Origin of the sequence: Streptomyces sp. LUP30 (genome assembly GCF_001746365.1) — a bacterium.
Classification (GTDB): Bacteria; Actinomycetota; Actinomycetes; order Streptomycetales; family Streptomycetaceae; genus Streptomyces.
Map to the genome: position 1 here is coordinate 23,653 of NZ_MJAJ01000001.1, position 18,469 is coordinate 42,121.

Consider the following 18,469-nt stretch of genomic DNA (forward strand, 5'->3'; position numbering starts at 1 on the left):
GTCCGGCGAGAAAGCCCGCCTTGAGGAGGAAGCGCCGCACGGCCGCCGAACTCGCCTCCGCGCAGACCGCGAACACGGGTCTGACCGCCCAGCTCGGTGAACTGCGCGAGCACCGCGAGGAACTCAAGGCGCAGATCGGACGCCAGGCCGGGCAACTGGAAGACGAACGCGTACGGCACCGCCGGGAAGTGGAGACGCTGCGCGGCCAACTGGACGGGTCCCGCGCGGCAGCCCCGCGGGCAGACGGTCCGAGCGAAGACGAGTCCGCTCCGGGGACCGAGGACGACCAGGTGCCGACCGGGGCACAGGGACGGCCCCGCGACGGACGATTCCGATGAGGCCCCGGACAGCACGGGACCGGCCTTCCCCGCGGCGATCGTCGACCTCGGCCGGCACGGCGGATCCGGCTGGAGCTTCATGCGCAGAGACCCGGGCTGGGACACCTGGACAGTGCTGCACGACGGCGAGACGGCCGGCAGCATCTGCCCCAAGCACTCCCTGCTCGGCAACTCCCTGCTGGGCTGGTCCACGCGGACGTCGCATTTCATCCCACTGTCGCCGTACAAGGAGAAGTACTTCGCCAACCGTGAGCAGGCGGCCGGTGCGGTCATCCGCGAGCCCCGCGCCGAGCGGCGAGCGCCGCGCCGGTAGCCGTGGCCGCCGCGTTCGCCGCTCTGGACGAACCCACCCAGGAGGCGGTGGTCGCCGCGGTGATCCCGCTGGCCACCGCCACCCCCCAACGGGGTGGGCGGCTGGCACAGTTGCCGCGCGATGTCCGGGAAGCCGCCATGCGCACCGCGCTGCGCGTGCCCAGCGACCAGGACCTGGACCACCTCACCGCGCTCGACGCCCAAGCACTGGGCCGCAGCAAGCAGGCCCGGCACTTCCTCACTGCCCTTCAAGACCTCCGCCCGGCCGCAGCGCGGGACGAGACCGGCCCGGTCGACCTGGGCACGACCGGCGACCGCGCGTGGCGGCTGGAGCCCGACCCCGCCTACCTGGGCGGCTACCGCGTGCTGGCCGACGTCGGCGCCATCGCCCCCGTCCGACCCCGCAAGAGCGACACCGTCCGGTGGACTGCCGAACACCGACGGCGCACTCTCGGCCGCGGCCCGGCCCGCGCCGGCCGGGACACCGCCGCCCGAGCCGTCATCGCAGCGGAGGACGCCTGGGCGCCACTGCCCGATCTGGACGACGACGCCTACCGGCGCATCCCGGCTGGACTGCGCTCCAACCTGCACGGCGCGGCCAGTCGCATCGACCTGCGGCACGGCCGACTGGCCCAGATCCAGCCCGGCGCCTACCGCCAGCAGCTCCACGCCGCCCTCGGCCAGGCCCGGCGCACCGCGACCGGCCACATCCGCGGTCAGCACCTGGCCGTCCTGCTCGACGCCGCCCGCGAGGACCTGGGCGCCCCCGCCAGCACAACCGCCGATCGGCTGTACGAGGTGATCCAGGACATCCGCGCCATCCTCCTGACCAGGGCGGACACCGCCTGACGCCCTCCGCTGGGCTCCCCGGGGCACTATCGCCGGATCTACAGCCGCACCCGACAGCCGCTACGGCGTGCCGGGCGATACGTGTTGGTCGAGCGGGGCGTATGACGATCGTTCCCATGGGGGTGTCGGCGTACCGTCCGGTTCCAGCCCGTGAGGCCACAGCGTTTCGAGTATTTCTTCGGTGACGCCGTGGTCGACGCTCTGCCGGAGGAGGCGCTGCGCCCCTTCTTGGTTCCCGGCCTCCTCTCGCATCATGACCAGGCGGTAGGGGGCTTCGGGGTACCCTTGGTCGGCGGCTTTGAGGGCGAGAGTCTCGGCGCCTTCCGGATCCCCTGCCGCCTCCCGGGTTAGGGCCAGTTGAAATAGGGCGGCAGCGTCGCCGTGATCGGCGGCTTGCTGAAAGAGGCGCTCCGCTCCTTCTTTGTCCCCGACTTCGTCCTGCCTCACGGCCAAGTGGTACAGGGCACCGCTGCTCCCATGGTCGGCGGCCTGGCGAAAAAGGTGTTCCGCTCGTTCTTGATCCCCGGCCGTGTCCCGGCGTAGGGCCAAGCTGTACAGGCCGTCGGCACTGCCGTGGTCAGTGGCTTTCTGGGACAGGATTTCGGCACCCTCTTTATCCCCGGCTGCCTCTCGCAACAGCGCCAGGTGCGACAGGGCGCTGGCGCTGCCGTGGTCGGCGGCCTGCCGGAGTAGGTGTTCCGCCCTACCAGGGTCTTTCCGTACCGAGACCAAGAGGATCAGGGCACCGGTCTCGCCGTGGGCAGCGGCTTCCTGGGCCAGGTTCTCGGCACCCTCCCGGTCCCCGGCGCGCTCTCGCAGCAGCGCCAGGCGGGACAGGGCATCGACGTTGCCGCCGTCGGCGACCTGCTGAAGGAGGGGCTGCGCCCCTTCCCAATCCCCAGCCTCTTGCAGCATCACAGCCAAGTCGTGCAGTGCGTCGACATTGCCGCCGTCGGCGGCCTGCCGGAGGAGACGTTCCGCCCCGTCCCCGTCCCCGTCCCTCTTGCACTGATTGGCCAGGAAGCGCAGGGCATCGGCACTTCCGTGGTCGGCGGCCCGGTGGCTGAAGAGGTGGGCCCATTGCAGGCGGTGGCGGCGGCCGGCTGCTATGCAGAGGTTGTACAGGTCGTCGGGTTGGGTGAGGCGAGTGTGGGCGGCGTGCCAGAACGAGGCAGGCGGACACAGTCGGCTTCGGGTGCTGCGGCCGTGTTGTTCGAGGTAGTCAGCGAGCCGGAACACCGGCCCCGCAGGCGGTGAGGCAGGGGTGTCGGCGCGAAGGGAGGGGATGGGCGGGCGTCGTGTGGCTCGGGGTGTTGTGCGGCGCAGGGGTGCCTGTTTGCCGTGGACGGGTTGAGCGAGGGTGGCGAACGCCTGTTCAGCCCAGTCGTCGGCGAGCTGGTCGTAGTCAGTGTCGTTGAGGTAGTCGGTGGCGGCGTCGATGAGGAAGGCCTGCGAGAGGTGAAGGCCGATGCCGAGACGGCGTGCGTCCATCGCCGCTTCCAACAGCGCTCTGGCGGCTGGGCTTGCGTGCTGGTAGCGGTTGAGGAGTTCGGGGGCGCCGGCCAGGTCCTGAGTGATGCGTCCGTCGGAGCTGGCCCGGGTGAGGGCGTCGGACAGCAGGTGGTCACCGTCCTTGGCCAAGGCGGTTGCGGCGGCCAGGGCCGTGGCGTCGAAGGCGTCGGGGACGGTCAGGGTGTGTCCGGAGAGCAGTTCCCGCACCCGGCTGTGTGGATCTTCCTCGTTCGGGGCGGGCAGTGCTGTGTACTGGTGCACGTATTCGGGCCAGAGCGTCCCCAACACCTGGACCGGCCCGCGCTCCGGGCTGACGAGCAGGTGGTGCACGGCCGCCGCGATCCGCTCACCGGCCGCCCGGTCGCCTAGGTAGTGCTGAGCCTCGTTCAACCACACCACCGTGCAGGGCTGAACACGGCGCAGGTCCTCCAGCGCGGCCTCCGCGCGAGTCGGATCGAACGGATGCCACAGCCGCCAACCCTTCTCCGCGAGCGGCTGCACGGCCTCCCAACAAGCCCGCGTCTTCCCCGTCGACGAGGTACCCACCAGGATCACGATCCGGCTGCGGCCGGCCGCCATGTCCCTGACCGCTTCGGCCAGCACCCGGTCATGCTCGCGGAGTACGTATCCGGGCAGGGCCCGCGTCCCGGACGCACCAGCGCCGGAAGCGGTCTGTCGCGGACCTGCTGGGTGCACTTCCAGGTCGTGCGGCTCCCACTCCCCGATCAGACGCCCCGGCCCGACCGTTGTCACCGTGCCCGACTCCTCGGCCGCAGTCCGCTGCAAGTCCAGCAGCTCCTGCACTGGCAGCTTCAGCGGGCCGGCCAAAGCGGCCACCGTCTCCGCCGACGGCACGGGCTTCCTGGGCGATAGCGCCTCCGACACGGTGGTGCGCCCCAGCTTCGCCTGGCGGGCGAGCAGTGTCTGATTCAGAGGAGATCGCGCCAGCCCGTCAGCCAGCCTCCTGCGCAGTTCGATGAGTGCCGGTTTGTGGCCGTTCTGCTCGTCGTGCACGTGCTCGCCCCCTGGGGCCGTGGTGTGTTCGACGGTGTTCATCTTCGTCCGGTCGAACCACGGCGCACATCGTTTCCGCGACCTTCGACCACGTCAACACCCCACCATGTTCAGGGAGTCCGTCGTGGCCGTCGTCCTGCTGACCACCGCACTCGTCATCGTCGTCGCATTGCTTGCCGCAGCCGGCGCGGGCAAGCTCGCCCGTATGGACGGCGCCACCTACCCCGCCGCCCTCACGCGCGCTGCCACCGCCTTCGCCGCGGTCATCACCCTCGCCGCCTCCGTAACCGCAGCCCTCGCAGCCCTCACCGCCGTGCTGACGTAGTCACCAATGCTCGCGTCTTTGCCTGCTGCTGTCACCTGCCAAGGGCACACATCACCCGCACGCCCGCCTGACCAGTACGGCCCGATCCTGGCCAGTTCGAGGACAGCAGCGATGACATCGAAGTGCTGCGGGGCCCGTAGCCCTCAACGGACGGGACCGGGCGATGTCCAGCCCGGCGGGGCCACCTCGGGAAGAATCTCGAAAAGCGCGTCAACCGTCCACACCATGCCCAAGTCCGCCTTCGGGTCGAGCCGCCCGCTGTAGACCCCGACCAGAGCGGTGACCGACTCCTCGTGCATGACGACGTCGCCGGCGGCGACGACGGGTTCACCGGGCCGGATGTGCATCACGACCGGCGACCCGGACTGGCCCTCACGGGTTCGGGAGTCGAGGAGGAATCCGGGTAGTCCGGCCCACCGGGCGAAAGGCTCGCTCGCGACGGGTGCCGCCGTCCATACGGCGTACGGCCAACTGCCCGTGTTGCCGAAGGGGAAGCCGAGGACAAACAGGCGATCCGTTATCCGCAGGGGGATGTCGAGGTCCACCTCGCTTCCCAGCTGCGCGCGCCGTTCACGGGCGGACAGCTCGCGCAGGGTCGGCCATGTATTGGGCATGAACGCCTCCACCACGGCCTCCGGGACGGCGCCGATGTGCAAAGCAGCGATATCGACCCGCCGTTCGGTGTGACTGCGCCACCGAGGACTCGACTGGAACTCACCGTCGTACAGCTCGAAGTCCCGATCGACGGGGTGGAAGCCGTCTTCCCCTTGGCCCGCGAACCGGACCCGGAGGTAGTCCGGGCGAAGGCCGTCCTTACGGATTGCGTCCCCGCTGTCCGAACGACATCCGGTGACAACATGCCAGGCGGTGACCAGCCAGAAGTCGCCGGGGACCCCGATGAGGAAGCCCGTGGCAGGCCCCAAACGTGTGTCGTCAGCCTCTCCGAGGGAGCGGTGCCACGCCTCGACATAGAGAGCACCGAAAGACAGGGCATGGATGCTGCCGACTCCTCGCATGCGGAGGAGCCTATGCGTCGGCCGCCACCGCGGAGTCGGGATTCGCAAGTGGTGGGTCGAAGACACAGACACCCGGGGCACAAACTGCCCCGGGTGTCTGCTGTGCTCAGGGCTAATGGGCAGCGGCGTTGCAAGGGGTGCCAGGAAATCAAGTCGCTCGCGGAATTTACTCGCGACCCGGAAGGCTATCCGGTCACGCGTTGCCGTCCGTGTGCGAGCTTGAACCAGCGCCTGCGCGCTCAATCCGCACCAGCCGCCCCCTCTCACGTTCCGTAAGGAGAACCCCGCCCATGACGACCTTCACGGCCCCCGCCATCGGCATCGACAAGAACCTGGATACCGCGTGTGCCGCTGTCACCAGCGAGATCAACCGAACGGACGGCGAGGCGTCCCTGTTCTTCAAACTACTGGAAGGCCGGATCGACTGGAGCATGGTCAGTGTGGACTCGACCCCTTGCCGCGTCCATCAGCCACGATGGTTCGACCAGCCCTTACGGCTGTGCCATATCGTTCAGCACGTTTCCGTCTTGGCGTAGTTGCCGAAGGTGAAGTGGTAGGCCGCCCCCGAGCCCGGGGGAATGGTGAAGCAGTCGCTGTCCGGCCCCCAGCCGATAACGACCCGTGCTCGTTGCGTGTTGCCGCATGCGTTCCACACCCACGCGACCTGCCCGGAAGCCTCGTTGTAGATGTCCGTCGAGACGCACCACGGGACGTTCCCCGTCGCGGATGCGTCCTGGGCAGGGGCCGCGACCGCGGGTCCTGCCGCACAGGCGAGGGCGGCCGCTGCCACCAGAGAGGTGAAGAGAACTTTGCGTGATGCCATAAGGCGTCCTCCGTTGTCGTGAGGTGGTGGCCCAGCGCCTGCGCGCCTGAGTAGGTGTTTTTCAACATCTACCCGGGCCGTCACCGGTCGGGTCCGGGTACGGCGTGTGCGGGTGACCAGGGTGCAGGCAGGAACCAGTAGAGACCGAATCAGTATGTGATCGCAGAATGCCGCAGTCCAACATTTCGATATTCCTCGAAAAGGTGGACGTGTTGGACGCCCTCCCGCAATGAGCGGCGCGCCTGCCCGGAGCCGGCTCGCTGGCGCGTGTCGATGAGCTTGCCGGCCTGTCACCCGACGCTGACGTCAGCACTCTCCGTCGTGACGGTCATGGGCTCTTGCTGGGGCCCACGTCGGGGGCCTGTGCCGGTAACTGATGGCACTCGGGCCAACGCGGAGTGGTTTCGTACGCGAGAGCGAGCAACGTTTATCGCTGCTTTTGGGCAGCACTTAACGATCAGATCGCTCGGAAATGTCGATGAGAGCCGACAACACTGGCGCATCCTGCCGTCGTTGGGTGACTTGTTCCGACATCACCTGTCGGTGATCTTCACTGGTACGGTCCGGTCATGCCGCGCCTGGTAGAAGTTCCTGGGTACGTACGTTTCTGGACCGCCTCGGCTGTGTCTGCCTTCGGCTCGCAGGTCACGGGGCTGGCCTTGCAGATCCTTACCGCTGTGACGCTGAGCGCTTCTGCCACCGAGGTTGGCATCGTCAACGCCGCCCGCTGGGTTCCGTATCTGCGGCCCCACCGCGCCCGGACGGTGACCGCGGCTGTGACCGACGCGGTGACGCACGAACTGTGACGCACCCGCAGAGCCGACCAGTACCGGGGCGCGTCCTCACGCACACGTACGCGTGCACCGCATGTGCGGGAAACCGCGCCACGGAACGCCCACGGGCCTCCCCTGCGGTCAAGAGCGAGGCCGCCTGACCGGAGGGGCAGGCGGGTGGGCGCCGGCTGATGCCGGTCGAGCAGGGCGCCTACTTCCGCCAGCCGCCCGGCGAGCCCGCACCCGCCCCGGCCCGGCCCGGCCCGGCCCGACGTCCGCTCGCCCCCGGCGGCCTCACCTTCTTAGACCCGGACCGCCATGTCTGAGCGCTAGCGCCACGGGTTGCGCCAGGTCCAGGACCAGCTCATCACCTAGCCCCACCGCCCGGTGTGCCAGCGCCTCCATCTGGACAGTGAGCCCATTCCAACTTCAGGCGACAGCCGATCGACGCTGTGCCACGGAGGTCTGGTAGACCCTGGCTATGACGTTCTTGGCGGTGGTCGAGGGTGATGCGGGCGGATGGCGCATCGATCGGGATGGTCTGACAGAAGCGATCCGTGCCCGGTGGTCCGGAGTCGAGATCGACTCGACGCAACGCAGCGAAGTGCGCAGCCTCATATGGTAGTTCGAGACCGAGGACGGTCCCGGTGAGGCCTATCTGCACGAGGACGGTACCTGCCTGTACATGGACGTATGGGAGGAAGACGCGATCTGGTTGGCGATCGTCTTCCGCAGGCTGGCACCCACGGACCTTGACCTGGTGTTCTGCGATGAGGGTTACACCTTCGACGTTCGTCTGCCGGCCGGGACGACGGAAGCCGAGTTGACGGACTGGGTGAATGCTGCGGGTTGATCTCAGCCCGTCGCGGTGAGCTGGAGCACCAGGACGGCTTGGACGAGGCTGGTGATTCGGGTCGTTGAGCAGCGGAGTTTACGGAGGAGGCGCCAGGACTTGAGGGTGGCGATGGCCTGCTCGACCAATGCACGGATTTTCGCGTGGGACTGGTTGACGGCCTGCTGGCCGGTGGAGAGGCTGTCCCATCGGCCGCGGTAAGGGAGACGGACCGTGCCGCCTGCACCCTGGTAGCCCTGTCTGCCCAGCAGCTGATGTTGGCCTTGGCGAGTACCTCGATGATGCCGTGCTCGCGCGCCGCCCGGATGTCGTGGACGGCGCCGGCCAGGGCTGGTGAAGCCCACATCAGACGCCCCTTCGGATCAGCTATGACCTGCACGTTCATGCCGTGCTTCTTGTGTTTGCCCGAGTAAAACGGGCGGTCGGCGGCGATTCGGTCGATGGGCAGGAGCGTCCCGTCCAGGATCACGTACGCCTTCGTCGACGCCGCTCGTACGGCTTCGGCGAGGGTGGGGGCGAGGGCGGCGAGGAGGTTGACGGCCTCGGTGATGTATCGGTAGGCGGTGGTGGTGCCGATCCCGAATCCGGCCGCGAGCTGGGCGTAGGGCTGGCCATTGCGCAGGTGGGCGAGGGTGAGCAGGGCCTGTCGGCCTGCGATCAGGCGCCGCCATCGGGTTCCGAGAGCGCGGCGATGTTCTTTCAGGCGGGCGGCGAGGAAGCGCAGGGCCGAGCTGGACACGTCGACGCCGGACGGGTAGACAAGCATGCGAAGCCTCTGGTGGAGACGGTTCCCTTGGTCGGAAACCCATCTACCAAGGGCTTCATCTGTCTGTCAGCCCAACCACCCGCCTGGCAAGTGAGGTTGGAAAGGGCTCAGTGGTCGTAGCCGGCCCGGCTCCCGCCTCGGATACCGTGTTCCTCTACGGGGTGCCATGACGGATGTGCCGCCCCTTACCGGAGGTAGTCAGCGTATGAGTTCAAAGCGCAGCAAGAATCCAGCCCTGCCCGTACTTGACGACGCATTCCGACTCGCGTCGGTCAAGGAGGCCGAAGAGTCCACCCGTGACTTGGCCGCGCGGCTGGCCACCACCGAGCTGCGCCGCGTTTCCCACCCGGGCCGGGTCACCTGGGAGCCCACCGATCAGGCCGAGCCCGTACCAGTCCCGCCGACTGTGGTCGACGGTGACGGGGACCTGTGGCTGCGGGACCGGGGCACTGGCGCCTGGACCATGCCCGAGTTCAACCCGAAGGAGTTCCCGGCCCGCTGTGGCGAGGTTCTGACGTGGAACCAACTTGCCCGCGAGTTCGGCCCGCTTACCGCACTGGCCGACGACCGCCGCATCGGCGGCGGCCGGCGCTGACCGCGTAGCCTTCTGGGATGACCGCGCCCCTGAAGCGCCCCTTACGGGTAGCTGGGAGCTCCAGCTCACCGCCGAGCTCGACGATGGCGGCGAGCAGGTGAGCGTGGTGGTCGGTCACGATGTCTCCATGTTGAGGCCGGATACGTCGTCGCTGTCCGTGGAGTCGGGAATGATCAAGCGCAAGATGTACGGCCGGGCTGGCTTCGGCCTCTTACGGAAACGAGTCCTGCTGGCATCCTGACGGGCTCATCACGAGCTCTGTTCTCGATCTCCGGTTCGCCCTCGATCCCGCGCGTGGGCAGGTCACGGGCCACGATTCGCAGCACGGTGCGCAACGTCTCCAAACACTCGGGGCGAGGTCGAAGCCGGGATCGAAGCCCGCGTCGTCCAGGATGCGCCGGACCAGGACGGTCATCTCCGCCGCCGACACCTCGGCCGGGTTCCGCTCGACGACCTCCAGGATGGCGTCGGTGTAATGGAACCAGTCGAGCAGTTCGCAGGCGAGGGCGACGACATTTTATGGGTCGAGGTTTCCCTCGCGCAGGCCGACGTAGCCCCTGCGCGTCAACTGTTCAGTATCCGCTTCGTGCTCAGCCATGGCGTTGCTCACCGGCACAATATCCCGACGCGGCGCGGTTCCCCGCTGCATGGTTTTTCGGCATGCCGCCTGACGCACTCACCAGCGGAACCATGACCTCACCACTGATCGCGGCCGTAACTCGAAAAAAACCGCACCCGAAGCAGTTCGCCGGCCTGGGCCGGTGGGGTGGGTTCCATGGGGTGCTTCCTTCGGGTGGGCGGCCTGGCCGGTTGGCCGGGCCACGACGGGCGTGTCAGGTGGTGCAAAGGACCATGCGCTGTTGGTCGGAGCCGCATTCGAACGACTTCCGGAGTGGACGCATTGCCAAGTGAGTATGGACTGAGTGCTAATGCCCACCGCAGAGTTGCATGAGAGATTCTCCCTTCGTACCGGGAATTCATCGCTTAGCTCGGCACGATGCAGGGCGTGTCCACACGGGCGTACGCCAGGAACGACACAGGAGAATCACGTATGCGGCATGGCTTGCTTCGTAAAGGCATCGCGACGGCTGTGGCGACAGTGGCGCTGTTGGGCGGTGCGGTGATGTCCGCCCCGAGCGCCGGTGCGGTAACCAACTCGAAGTGCAATCTTGATGAGCCTGACCACTCCTGGTACAAGATCGCGACGAACAACGTGAACCTGCGCAAGGGTCCCGCGACGAGCTACGCCTCGCTCGGACAGCTGACCAAGGGCACCACGTTCACGTACTACTGCACCAAGACCTACCCCAGCCCGGTCTGGTTCTACGGCAAGGTGACGTCCGGGGCCCACAAGGGCGTCACGGGCTGGGTCCGTAGCGACTACGTCACCTACTGACGGCTCGCGGCCTGACAGGCTGAGTCCAAGTGCTCCGCCCCGCGGGGCAGGGCGCTTGGCCCACGCCGTCCGAACACGGACAACCTCCCTCCTGTGTTGCTTCGCCACCATTCCTCGCGCTCACGCTTCCAGCGCCACGCTTTCGTCCGGCAGGCAGCTGAGCAGTACCGACGCGACCGGCTGCCCTCTGGCAGCGGACTGCCGCACTGGCTGCACGTCCGAATGCTCTTCCTCGCCACATGTCCAGGGTCCTCCTAGACGTCTCCCGGGACCAGGACGCGAGGGAAGAGTCCCGATCGAAAGCGCATGTTGCCCTGCGGGTTCGACAGACTCAGGCCTTGAGCGCTGCGGGACCCGGCCGCCGCACCGGGTCTCCGCCTGCTGCGGGCTACAGGTCGAGGACGGCGCGCAGCGCCTGGTCCACGCGGGCCATTGCTGCAGGGTCGACCTCACCGAGGAGTTTGGCGCCATCGAAGCGGGCGGCCCTGAGCTGCTGGAGGTTGACGGCGACCGCAGTGCACGCAAGGGGGTCACCGATCACGACGGACATGGCGGTGTCGGGGTAGCGGCCGGAAGGGTGCAGCACGATCGCCAGTACCGCCCCGTGAGCCTCTTCCAGGCCGGCCAGGGAGACGATCAGGACGTCGCATGGGCTCGATCTCTACTGCTGCCCCCGGCCGCCGAGCTTCCGGCGCCGGGGGCCTCGCTGTTCGGCCGGCACTACCTCGCCGTGCTCCTGGTCGTCGTCGATCTCGGCCCGCTTTACCGGCAGAAGCCGCAGGGGCCGCTCCTCCTCCGAGGTCCCGGTGCTCATCGGTCCGGTGCCGAGCGTGCGGCGAGTAGTCCTCATAGCGGGAGTCTGTCGCTTCTCGCACGCGTACGCGTGCCTTGGGATGCGAATGCGAGGGTGTGTGGCAGCTCGTGAGGCTGAGGATCCGACTCCTGAGCTGGGAGCCGACAAGCGACAAGACAAGCGACAAGACAAGGCAGGCGACAAGCGAGACGACAAGCCGCGCTCTGTGACTGGAGTTCGTCCTGCCGAGGGATCTCCTCAACCTCTCCATGGACGGGTCGGATACGAGCGAACTATTGAATGCCGTCTCCCGACCTGGTCACCTGGCCCGACCGAAGCCTCTCGCTGAACCGCCGGCGGGGGGCTTCGTTGTGCCCGGGGCTGTACGACCACCGGGTGAGCCAGACCAAGAGGCGGAGAGGCTTGCGGGGCTAGCCCGTCGCTCCCTGATCCTTCCGACCGTCCCGGTCCCGCTTGTCCGGTTGTCCGGGACGGGAGGACTTTTTTCTGAGCACCCCTTGGAGGAGCACGTGAGCAACGAGCAGCGCGACCAGCAGCAGACGACGCCGGCACCGCAGCCGACCCCGGACCCGCGCCGGGAGTTCGCAAAGAAGGGAGCTCTGACCGTGGTCAGCGCCCTCGTTTCCGGGGCCGCCCGTGCGGTGGTGGCTCATCTGCTCACGGATACAGAGTGACGCGGGCGGGCAGACGGCCGGGGAGCGGGACGAAGGCAGGAGCGGCCCGGCCGAGTGCCGGGCCGCGCGGCCCGCAGGGAACCTTGAGCGATTGCCTGTCGCACGGGTGGTGGTCAACGTTTGACGCGGCTACGGACGGCAAGGACGGCCAGTCCCAAGAGGACGGGTTCGGCCAGCCGGGAGATCATCTCGGTGTAGGTACCGAAGGTGGTGAGGTCCTGGCCGGAAGAGCGGAAGACCACCGAATTGATCACCACCCGCAGACTCTTCTCCCATCGTTCGATGGTGACGCGTTCGATCAGCGGGCCGGTGGGATTGACCGGGACGGAAGTATCAGTGATGAGGACGACCTTCTGCCCGACAGCAACCTGGCGGCCTGTAGTGGTCGGTTTCGGTTCCTCGGTAGGCAGGCCCCATAGCACCATCACCGCAATCGTGACGACCATGGCCACCCCCAGCCACGCCAGGGCACGAAGCGCGCGCAACCCATACCCGGACAGGGCCCAGTAAGCCGTCAGCAGCGCCCGCTCGCTCAAGGGCCGTCCAGTGTCGTGGCGGCGCATCTCGCACTCGCCGTAGTAGAAGTCGGCCGCCCCGGGTTCATCCTTGCCGTCCTCCAGCGCCTTGCGCAGCGCCCTATACACCGGCGCCAACTGCGTAGGCCCGACGCGCCCCGCGCCAAACAGTGCGGTGTTCCATCCGCGGGCTGCTGCCGGTCTGCGGGCGCGCCAGTGGTGTTCCTCAGCTAGGGTGCGGCGCTGGGTGAACCGCAGCGGCAGCCGGCGAACCCAGTGCATGCCGGGCGGGACCGCATCGAAAGTGCAGGCACCCTCTAGCCGTACCTGATCCAGATGCACCGTGCCGGCGAACAGGCACTCGGCCAGGTCGATGTCGGCGAGGACCAGGTGCGCTGCGTCCACACCACGCAGCGAGGCTAGCCGCACCTCGCTAGAGGCACCGGCAAGCACCTGTTCGTGCATCAGGGCTCCGCCAGGAAGTGGGAATGGATCGGCCTCAGTGGCAATGGTCAGAGGGTGCTCGAAGACCGCGTAGGAGAAGTCCACGGTGGCGTACCGCAGCCGCATCTCGGCTGTCGACGACCAACGCGTGCGCTGGCATTCCAAACGGCGCGCAGCAAGTGTGAGAGTGACCGGCCCGTCGAATGCCGCCCAGGACAGCATCACGCGCCCAGCGCACACCAAAGGGCCAAAATTGGCCGACTGCTCAAACACCGCTTCCTCGAACCGAGCATCGCCCGCGAAGGTCGCCCCGTCGAACCGGGTGTCGCCTGTGAAGGTCACCCCGTCGAACCAGGCGTCGCTGGCGAAAGTCGCCCCGTCGAACCAGGCGCCGCCCGCGAAGGTTGCCCCTTCGAATTGGGTGTCCCCGGTGAAGAGCGCACTGTTGAACCAGGCGTTCCCGGCAAAGGTCACATCGAAAAATTTGGCATAGCCGATGGTGGCATTGGTGAACCAGGTATCGCCGGTGAAGGTCGTCCTGATAAACCCGGAGCCGTTGGTGAAGGTCGTCCCGGTAAACCCGGCGGTACCGGAGAACGTCGCATCATCGAAACTGGCGCTACCGGAGAAGGTTGCATCGTCGAAACTGGCAGTACCGGAGAACGTCGCATCGGTAAAGCCTGCACGATCAGTGAATTCTGCCCTTACGAAGTTGACGTTGCTGGTGAAGACTGCCCCGTCGAACCTGCCGCCATCGGCGAAGGTTGCCCCGTGAAACTCGGCGCCACCGGTGAAGGTTGCCCCCTCGAGGTTGACGTTGCTGGTGAAGACTGCCCCGTCGAATCCAGCGTCACCGAAGTGCGGTTGGCCGGTGCCGAGGTCACGCAAGGCGTCGAGCAACCTGCTCAGCAGGTCGCTGGTGAACGTGGTTCCGCCGTGGTCAACGTCGGCGCCAGGGACCAGGCTGGCCAGGTAGGCGTCCCGACCGGCCTCATCCACGTGGGCCAGGCAGACGGTATGGCCGGGAACGTGGGCGCCATTGCAACCGACTGTCTCCACACTGTGACCACACCTCGGCCGAATCCGGATCAGTAGCGGTCGGAGGATCACGGGTCGACGTCTCATGCCCAAAGGACGCGTGAGTACAACCAGACGGTTGCTCGGGCCACACGACTCGGAGGGCATCACTTGTGACTGAGCGCTTCGGCTCGCCAGTGTCCCGAGGGTCAGGCGCTCAGTCCGCCGACTCGCACGCTCATCCGCCATCTAAAGCGCTCCTTACCTTGTTGGCGGGTTGATTCCGGTCCTTCGTACGATCGGGAGACCCAGGGGCCTGGGTGTGGCTTTAGAGCGCTCATGCCGAAGGTGTGGCTTTGACTGATTGGCCGCCCAGTGCCCCGCGACGACACGGCCACTCATTGGGATGAGCGAATAGAGATCGCTTCGTAAGGACACGTCGGCGTGGTCGTCTGCAGGGACCAGTCAACTAATCGACGAGGGAGGCTTGGGTGCCCGAGCTCTGGGCGGGGACGGATGCCGGCAAGGCCGCGCATCACTGCACGGTCATCGACACGGACGGGACGAAGGTGCTCTCGCGCCGGGTTCCCAACAACGAGCCCGAGCTCCTGGAGCTGATCGGCGATGTGCTGGCACTGGCCGAGGACGGCCCGGTTACGTGGGCCGTCGATCTGAACGCCGGCGGGGGCGCTCTGCTGATCGCCCTCCTGACCAGCCACGGACAGCGACTGCTCTACATCCCTGGCCGAACCGTCCACCACGCTTCCCGTGGCTACCGCGGGGACGGCAAGACCGATGCAAAGGACGCCTACGTCATCGCCGACCAGGCACGGATGCGCCGGGACCTGCAGCCCTTGCAGGAGTGGGACGAGATCGCGATGGACCTGAAGATCCTCACCGCCCGCCGCTACGACCTCGCCGCCGACCGGACCCGCGCCATCAACCGGATGCGTGCCCAGCTCCTGGAGTACTTCCCCGCCCTGGAACGGACCTTCGACTACGCCGCCTCCAAAGCCGCACTCATCCTGCTGACCGGCTATCAGACCCCAGCCGGCCTCCGCCGGGTCGGCCCGAGCCGGCTCGCGACCTGGCTGAAGAACCGCAAAGTCCGCGGCGCCCAGGCCATGGCCGATGCAGCCGTCGCCGCGGCACAGGCCCAGCACACCGCCGTGGCCGGGGAGAGCACAGCCGCAGCCGTGGTGAACACGCTGGCCCGGTCGGTCCTGGCTCTGGACGAAGAGATCGCCGCCGTGGATGCAAAGATCGCGGCACGCTTCCAAGAGCACCGGGATGCCGAGGTGATCCTCAGCATGCCTGGCATGGGCCCGTTGCTGGGGGCGGAGTTCGTCGCTTGCACCGGCGGGGACATGGACGCCTTCGGGACCGCGGGCAGACTCGCCGGAGTCGCTGGTCTGGCACCTGTCCCACGAGACTCAGGCCGGATCAGCGGCAACATGCGCCGGCCGCACCGCTACCACCGCCGCCTCCTGCGCGTTTTCTACCTATCCGCCCAGATCGCAGCCCGCTTCTGCCTGACCTCGAAGACCTTCTACGACCGCAAACGGGCCGAGGGAAAGAGTCATAAACAGGCGATCCTCGCCCTCGCTCGGCGACGCCTCGACGTCCTATGGGCCCTCATAGGCGATCAGCGCACCTTCGAGGCTCAGCCTCCCCAGCAGGGTCTCGCCGCTGCCTGAGCCTCAGACCGTGAAGAGCGGCTCGTAGGGGTGTCCCTCCGGCGTGTAGATCAAAACGAAGTCTTCCCCCAGCCGAGTGGCCACCTCCCTCAAGCGAGCCAGGACCTCGGCCTGACCCGGAAGATCGAGGCCAAGGGCTGCGGCAGCACGGTCCCTTCTGGCCGCGAGGTCCGGCATGTCCTCCAGATACTCAGCCTCAAGCTCGCGACTCTCCTCGTCCGTGAACGCCTGGCAGCCTTGCCACCACGGGACGACCAGCAGCAGCCGCACCAGCTCGTGCAGGCCGATGGCAACCAGAGCCGCACCTCCTTCGGAGTCGGCGTAGAGGATCGGACGCTCCTCTCCGCCTTCACCGCAGAAGAAGAACGTGCCGCCCGCACCATCGCCGGCGAACCCCTCAAGCGCGGCACCCGAGGCGAGGTGCACTTCCTCGACACGATCGCCTCGGTCAAGGTCGAAGTCACCCGGCCAAGCGAGAAAACGGGCAGCTTCTTCCTGCCCACGGACGGCAGCGATCAACGATTGCATGAGCCGCAGCCTACGTCCCGCTGCTTGACAACCATCATTGGGAATCAGTCACACCCTTCGCGGCAGCCGGCGCGGCAGGAAATCACAATCCGAATTCGATGTAATCGATATCCGTGAATTCGACCGTGAGATCCCCGGCGCGGCGGCCGCCGTCCTTGAAATAGACCTCCTGCAGTCCTTCCGCCGCGATCCGCTCAAGCTCACGCTCGGACGCGCCCTGGTCGCGGGCCGAGAAGAGCCGGGCCGCGTACCCGGGAGGCAGGACCTGGGTGAGACGGCGCATGCGTCCGTCATCGGTGGTGCCGGGCGCGGCGGTGAATCCGAACCTCGCGCGGGTCTCGATGACGATTCCCTGCGAGGTGGCCGCCACCTTCCGAGCGCGGGCACGGACTCCCGGCTGCCAGCGGGCGCGGACGGCGTCGGCCAGGTGGCTTCGTTCACTTCAACCGACAGCGTTTGTTCATCGGTTCCGGCGGCGTTCAGTGATCGCCTGCTCTCTGGATGTTCACGGGAAATGACGGCAGCGTCTTGAAGCAGCTCCACAGAGTCGCGTCCGCAGCGTCTGGCCGCTGGTCACCACTCGCTGGCGGTGTGGCGCATCTGCTGGAGGTGGCCAGTGATCACGTGGAAGCCAGGACCGCGAATCCGACGGTGGCCGAGGGGGCGGTGAGCCATCCGCAGCAGCAGTACCGGCGAAGCGTCCCATTTGCATTCCTAGGATCCCTAGATTAAAACTAGGAGCCCTAGGATCGAGGAGAGTGCATGGCGCGGGCAGGGCTGACGGCGGAGCGGGTGACGCTCGCGGGCGCCGAGCTGGCGGACGAGGTCGGGTTCGACCAGGTGACGATGTCGCAGGTAGCGCGACGGCTGGGCGTGAAGGACGCGAGCCTCTACACGCACGTCCGCAGTCTGGAGGATCTGCGCGGACGGATCGCGCTGCTGGCGGCAGACGAGAAGACGATCCGTATTGCGGAGGCGACCTCCGGGCGGGCGGGCAAGGATGCGCTGGTCGCCTTTGCCAATACCTGGCGGGAATACGCGCACAAGCATCCGGGCCGCTACATGGCGACGCAGACGCCGATCCAGATCGACCCTGAGCTGGCCGCAAAAGCGTCCGGACCGCGGCGCGCGGTCGAGCTGACCTACGGCATGCTGCGCAGTTATGGCCTGGCCGAGCCTGACCTGACCGACGCGGTCCGGTTGCTGCGCAGCACGTTCCACGGGTTCGTCGCCTTGGAGGCCGCAGGCGGGTTCGCGCATGAGCGTTCGCCGCAACACTCCTGGGTTCGCGCTCTCGACGCCCTGCACACCCTCCTGGAGCACTGGCCCCCGTCCCGAGAAGGAGACTCCTCATGAGCGCCCCGACCATCGGCAGCCTGCGCGTGAATGGCGCGACCCTGTACTACGAAGTGCGTGGCCAGGGACCGCTCCTGCTGCTGATACCCGGAGGGGCGGGCGACACGACCTCCTACGACGGCATCGCAGACGACCTGGCCGCCGAATACACGGTCGCGACCTACGACCCGCGCGGCATGTCCCGCAGCACGCTGCACGACCCCGAGGCCGAGCAGCACGTGGCCGAACACGCCGACGACGCGTTCCGGATGCTCGAACTGCTGTCTCCCGATGAGCCCGCCCGGGTGTTCGGCTCCAGCTCGGGCGCGATCGCCGCCCTGCACCTGCTCACCGCCCATCCCGAACGCATCGAACGCCTTGTGGCACACGAGCCGCCGCTAGTTGAGGTCCTGCCGGACGCCTCCGAACATCGCGCGCTCATCGCACACGTGCATGAGACCCTCCGCACAGAGGGGCTCATGCCGGCGATGGCTGTGTTCGCTGCGGGTCTGAAGAAGGACGGCGACGCCACCGAGACGAAGGTCGAGCTCAAGCTTCCGCCGCAGGCAGCGGCACGGGCCGAGCGGACAATGGCCAACCTGCCCTACTTCGTCGGGCACATCGTGCCCAGCTTCATGTCCTACGCCCCTGACATCCACCGGCTGGAGGCGCTGTCGGACCGGCTCGTGCTCGCCTGCGGCCAGGACTCACGTGGCGAGTTGCCCTACCGTCCTGCGGCTCTCCTGGCCGAGCGTCTCGGCACGGAACTCCAGCACTATCCAGGCGGGCACACCGGCCTGACCACGCACCCAGCCGAGTTCGGCGAACGCCTTCGGAAGGCCTTCCGCGCCTAGACTCGGGCCGTACATGGCG

The 18,469-nt window shown here is 67.5% G+C and carries 19 protein-coding genes and 3 pseudogenes; 13 read left to right on the forward strand and 9 right to left on the reverse strand.

The genetic code is table 11. The annotated features are described in order from the left end of the window. The first annotated feature begins 20 nt into the window (after positions 1–20). The 3 genes from BG482_RS00105 to BG482_RS45765 all read left to right on the forward strand — a co-directional run bounded on the left by BG482_RS00105 (position 21) and on the right by BG482_RS45765 (position 1,499). Positions 21–338, forward strand: a complete 318-nt coding sequence (locus BG482_RS00105) for a hypothetical protein (RefSeq protein WP_069766723.1) — start codon at positions 21–23, stop codon at positions 336–338. A 79-nt stretch (positions 339–417) separates the two neighbouring features. After that, positions 418–651 carry a hypothetical protein gene (locus BG482_RS00110; RefSeq protein ID WP_069766724.1) on the forward strand — a complete coding sequence of 78 codons (234 nt, stop codon included), beginning with the start codon at positions 418–420 and terminating at the stop codon, positions 649–651. 2 nt (positions 652–653) lie between these two features. After that, positions 654–1,499, forward strand: a complete 846-nt coding sequence (locus BG482_RS45765) for a hypothetical protein (RefSeq protein ID WP_069766725.1) — start codon at positions 654–656, stop codon at positions 1,497–1,499. Positions 1,500–1,559: 60 nt separating this feature from the next. Here BG482_RS45765 and BG482_RS00120 read toward each other — a convergent pair whose 3' ends face one another. Then, entirely contained in the window at positions 1,560–4,067 is a 2,508-nt protein-coding gene (locus BG482_RS00120; protein WP_256096125.1) for a tetratricopeptide repeat protein, read from the reverse strand. Positions 4,068–4,131: 64 nt separating this feature from the next. On the opposite strand from BG482_RS00120, the gene BG482_RS00125 reads away from it, so the two are divergent. Next, the gene (locus tag BG482_RS00125; RefSeq protein ID WP_069766726.1) at positions 4,132–4,350 is read left to right on the forward strand and encodes a hypothetical protein; all 219 of its coding nucleotides are present in this window, start codon (positions 4,132–4,134) and stop codon (positions 4,348–4,350) included. 143 nt (positions 4,351–4,493) lie between these two features. Here BG482_RS00125 and BG482_RS00130 read toward each other — a convergent pair whose 3' ends face one another. Continuing rightward, positions 4,494–5,366, reverse strand: a complete 873-nt coding sequence (locus BG482_RS00130; protein ID WP_069766727.1) for a trypsin-like peptidase domain-containing protein — start codon at positions 5,364–5,366, stop codon at positions 4,494–4,496. Positions 5,367–5,656: 290 nt separating this feature from the next. Between BG482_RS00130 and BG482_RS00135 the strand changes: the two genes are divergently transcribed. Beyond that, positions 5,657–5,902 (forward strand): hypothetical protein, encoded by a 246-nt coding sequence (locus BG482_RS00135; RefSeq protein WP_069766728.1) that lies wholly within the window; start codon positions 5,657–5,659, stop codon positions 5,900–5,902. Here the strand turns inward: BG482_RS00135 and BG482_RS43275 are convergent. Further along, a complete protein-coding gene (locus BG482_RS43275; protein ID WP_141746502.1) occupies positions 5,878–6,189 on the reverse strand; it encodes a hypothetical protein in 312 nt (103 codons plus the stop codon). The two genes, BG482_RS00135 and BG482_RS43275, sit on opposite strands and share 25 nt — an antisense overlap. A 569-nt stretch (positions 6,190–6,758) precedes the next feature. Between BG482_RS43275 and BG482_RS00140 the strand changes: the two are divergent. Both BG482_RS00140 and BG482_RS44650 read left to right on the forward strand, forming a co-directional pair. Further along, a pseudogene (locus tag BG482_RS00140) lies at positions 6,759–6,932 on the forward strand (MFS transporter); the annotation flags it as partial. A 715-nt stretch (positions 6,933–7,647) separates the two neighbouring features. Beyond that, complete coding sequence (locus BG482_RS44650; RefSeq protein ID WP_256096126.1) at positions 7,648–7,815, forward strand: hypothetical protein; 168 nt, start codon at positions 7,648–7,650, stop codon at positions 7,813–7,815. A gap of 2 nt (positions 7,816–7,817) precedes the next feature. Here BG482_RS44650 and BG482_RS00150 read toward each other — a convergent pair. Next, positions 7,818–8,581: pseudogene (locus tag BG482_RS00150) on the reverse strand (IS5 family transposase). Positions 8,582–8,786: 205 nt separating this feature from the next. On the opposite strand from BG482_RS00150, the gene BG482_RS00155 reads away from it, so the two are divergent. Both BG482_RS00155 and BG482_RS00165 read left to right on the forward strand, forming a co-directional pair. Next, positions 8,787–9,176 (forward strand): hypothetical protein, encoded by a 390-nt coding sequence (locus BG482_RS00155; RefSeq protein WP_069766730.1) that lies wholly within the window; start codon positions 8,787–8,789, stop codon positions 9,174–9,176. A 1,123-nt stretch (positions 9,177–10,299) separates the two neighbouring features. Continuing rightward, the gene (locus BG482_RS00165; protein WP_256096127.1) at positions 10,300–10,572 is read left to right on the forward strand and encodes an SH3 domain-containing protein; all 273 of its coding nucleotides are present in this window, start codon (positions 10,300–10,302) and stop codon (positions 10,570–10,572) included. Between the two features lie 388 nt (positions 10,573–10,960). Here BG482_RS00165 and BG482_RS00170 read toward each other — a convergent pair whose 3' ends face one another. After that, positions 10,961–11,158 (reverse strand): hypothetical protein, encoded by a 198-nt coding sequence (locus BG482_RS00170; RefSeq protein WP_256096128.1) that lies wholly within the window; start codon positions 11,156–11,158, stop codon positions 10,961–10,963. 75 nt (positions 11,159–11,233) lie between these two features. Then, a complete protein-coding gene (locus tag BG482_RS43280; protein WP_141746503.1) occupies positions 11,234–11,422 on the reverse strand; it encodes a hypothetical protein in 189 nt (62 codons plus the stop codon). A 473-nt stretch (positions 11,423–11,895) separates the two neighbouring features. On the opposite strand from BG482_RS43280, the gene BG482_RS43615 reads away from it, so the two are divergent. Continuing rightward, positions 11,896–12,060: a hypothetical protein gene (locus tag BG482_RS43615; protein ID WP_176741261.1), complete on the forward strand. Its 165-nt coding sequence runs from the start codon at positions 11,896–11,898 to the stop codon at positions 12,058–12,060. Between the two features lie 113 nt (positions 12,061–12,173). On the opposite strand, the gene BG482_RS00175 is transcribed toward BG482_RS43615, so the two are convergent. Beyond that, a complete protein-coding gene (locus BG482_RS00175) occupies positions 12,174–14,078 on the reverse strand; it encodes a pentapeptide repeat-containing protein (protein WP_256096129.1) in 1,905 nt (634 codons plus the stop codon). 449 nt (positions 14,079–14,527) lie between these two features. Between BG482_RS00175 and BG482_RS00180 the strand changes: the two genes are divergently transcribed. Then, complete coding sequence (locus BG482_RS00180) at positions 14,528–15,733, forward strand: IS110 family transposase (protein WP_069766734.1); 1,206 nt, start codon at positions 14,528–14,530, stop codon at positions 15,731–15,733. Between the two features lie 3 nt (positions 15,734–15,736). Here the strand turns inward: BG482_RS00180 and BG482_RS00185 are convergent, their stop codons facing one another. Then, positions 15,737–16,261 (reverse strand): hypothetical protein, encoded by a 525-nt coding sequence (locus tag BG482_RS00185; RefSeq protein ID WP_069766735.1) that lies wholly within the window; start codon positions 16,259–16,261, stop codon positions 15,737–15,739. An 82-nt stretch (positions 16,262–16,343) separates the two neighbouring features. Further along, positions 16,344–16,676, reverse strand: a pseudogene (locus tag BG482_RS00190) (XRE family transcriptional regulator); the annotation flags it as partial. 347 nt (positions 16,677–17,023) lie between these two features. Here BG482_RS00190 and BG482_RS00195 point away from each other — a divergent pair. Then, complete coding sequence (locus BG482_RS00195; protein ID WP_069766736.1) at positions 17,024–17,617, forward strand: TetR/AcrR family transcriptional regulator; 594 nt, start codon at positions 17,024–17,026, stop codon at positions 17,615–17,617. Beyond that, positions 17,614–18,450: an alpha/beta fold hydrolase gene (locus tag BG482_RS00200; RefSeq protein WP_069766737.1), complete on the forward strand. Its 837-nt coding sequence runs from the start codon at positions 17,614–17,616 to the stop codon at positions 18,448–18,450. Before BG482_RS00195 ends, BG482_RS00200 begins: the two co-directional genes overlap by 4 nt. Positions 18,451–18,469 lie beyond the last annotated feature (19 nt).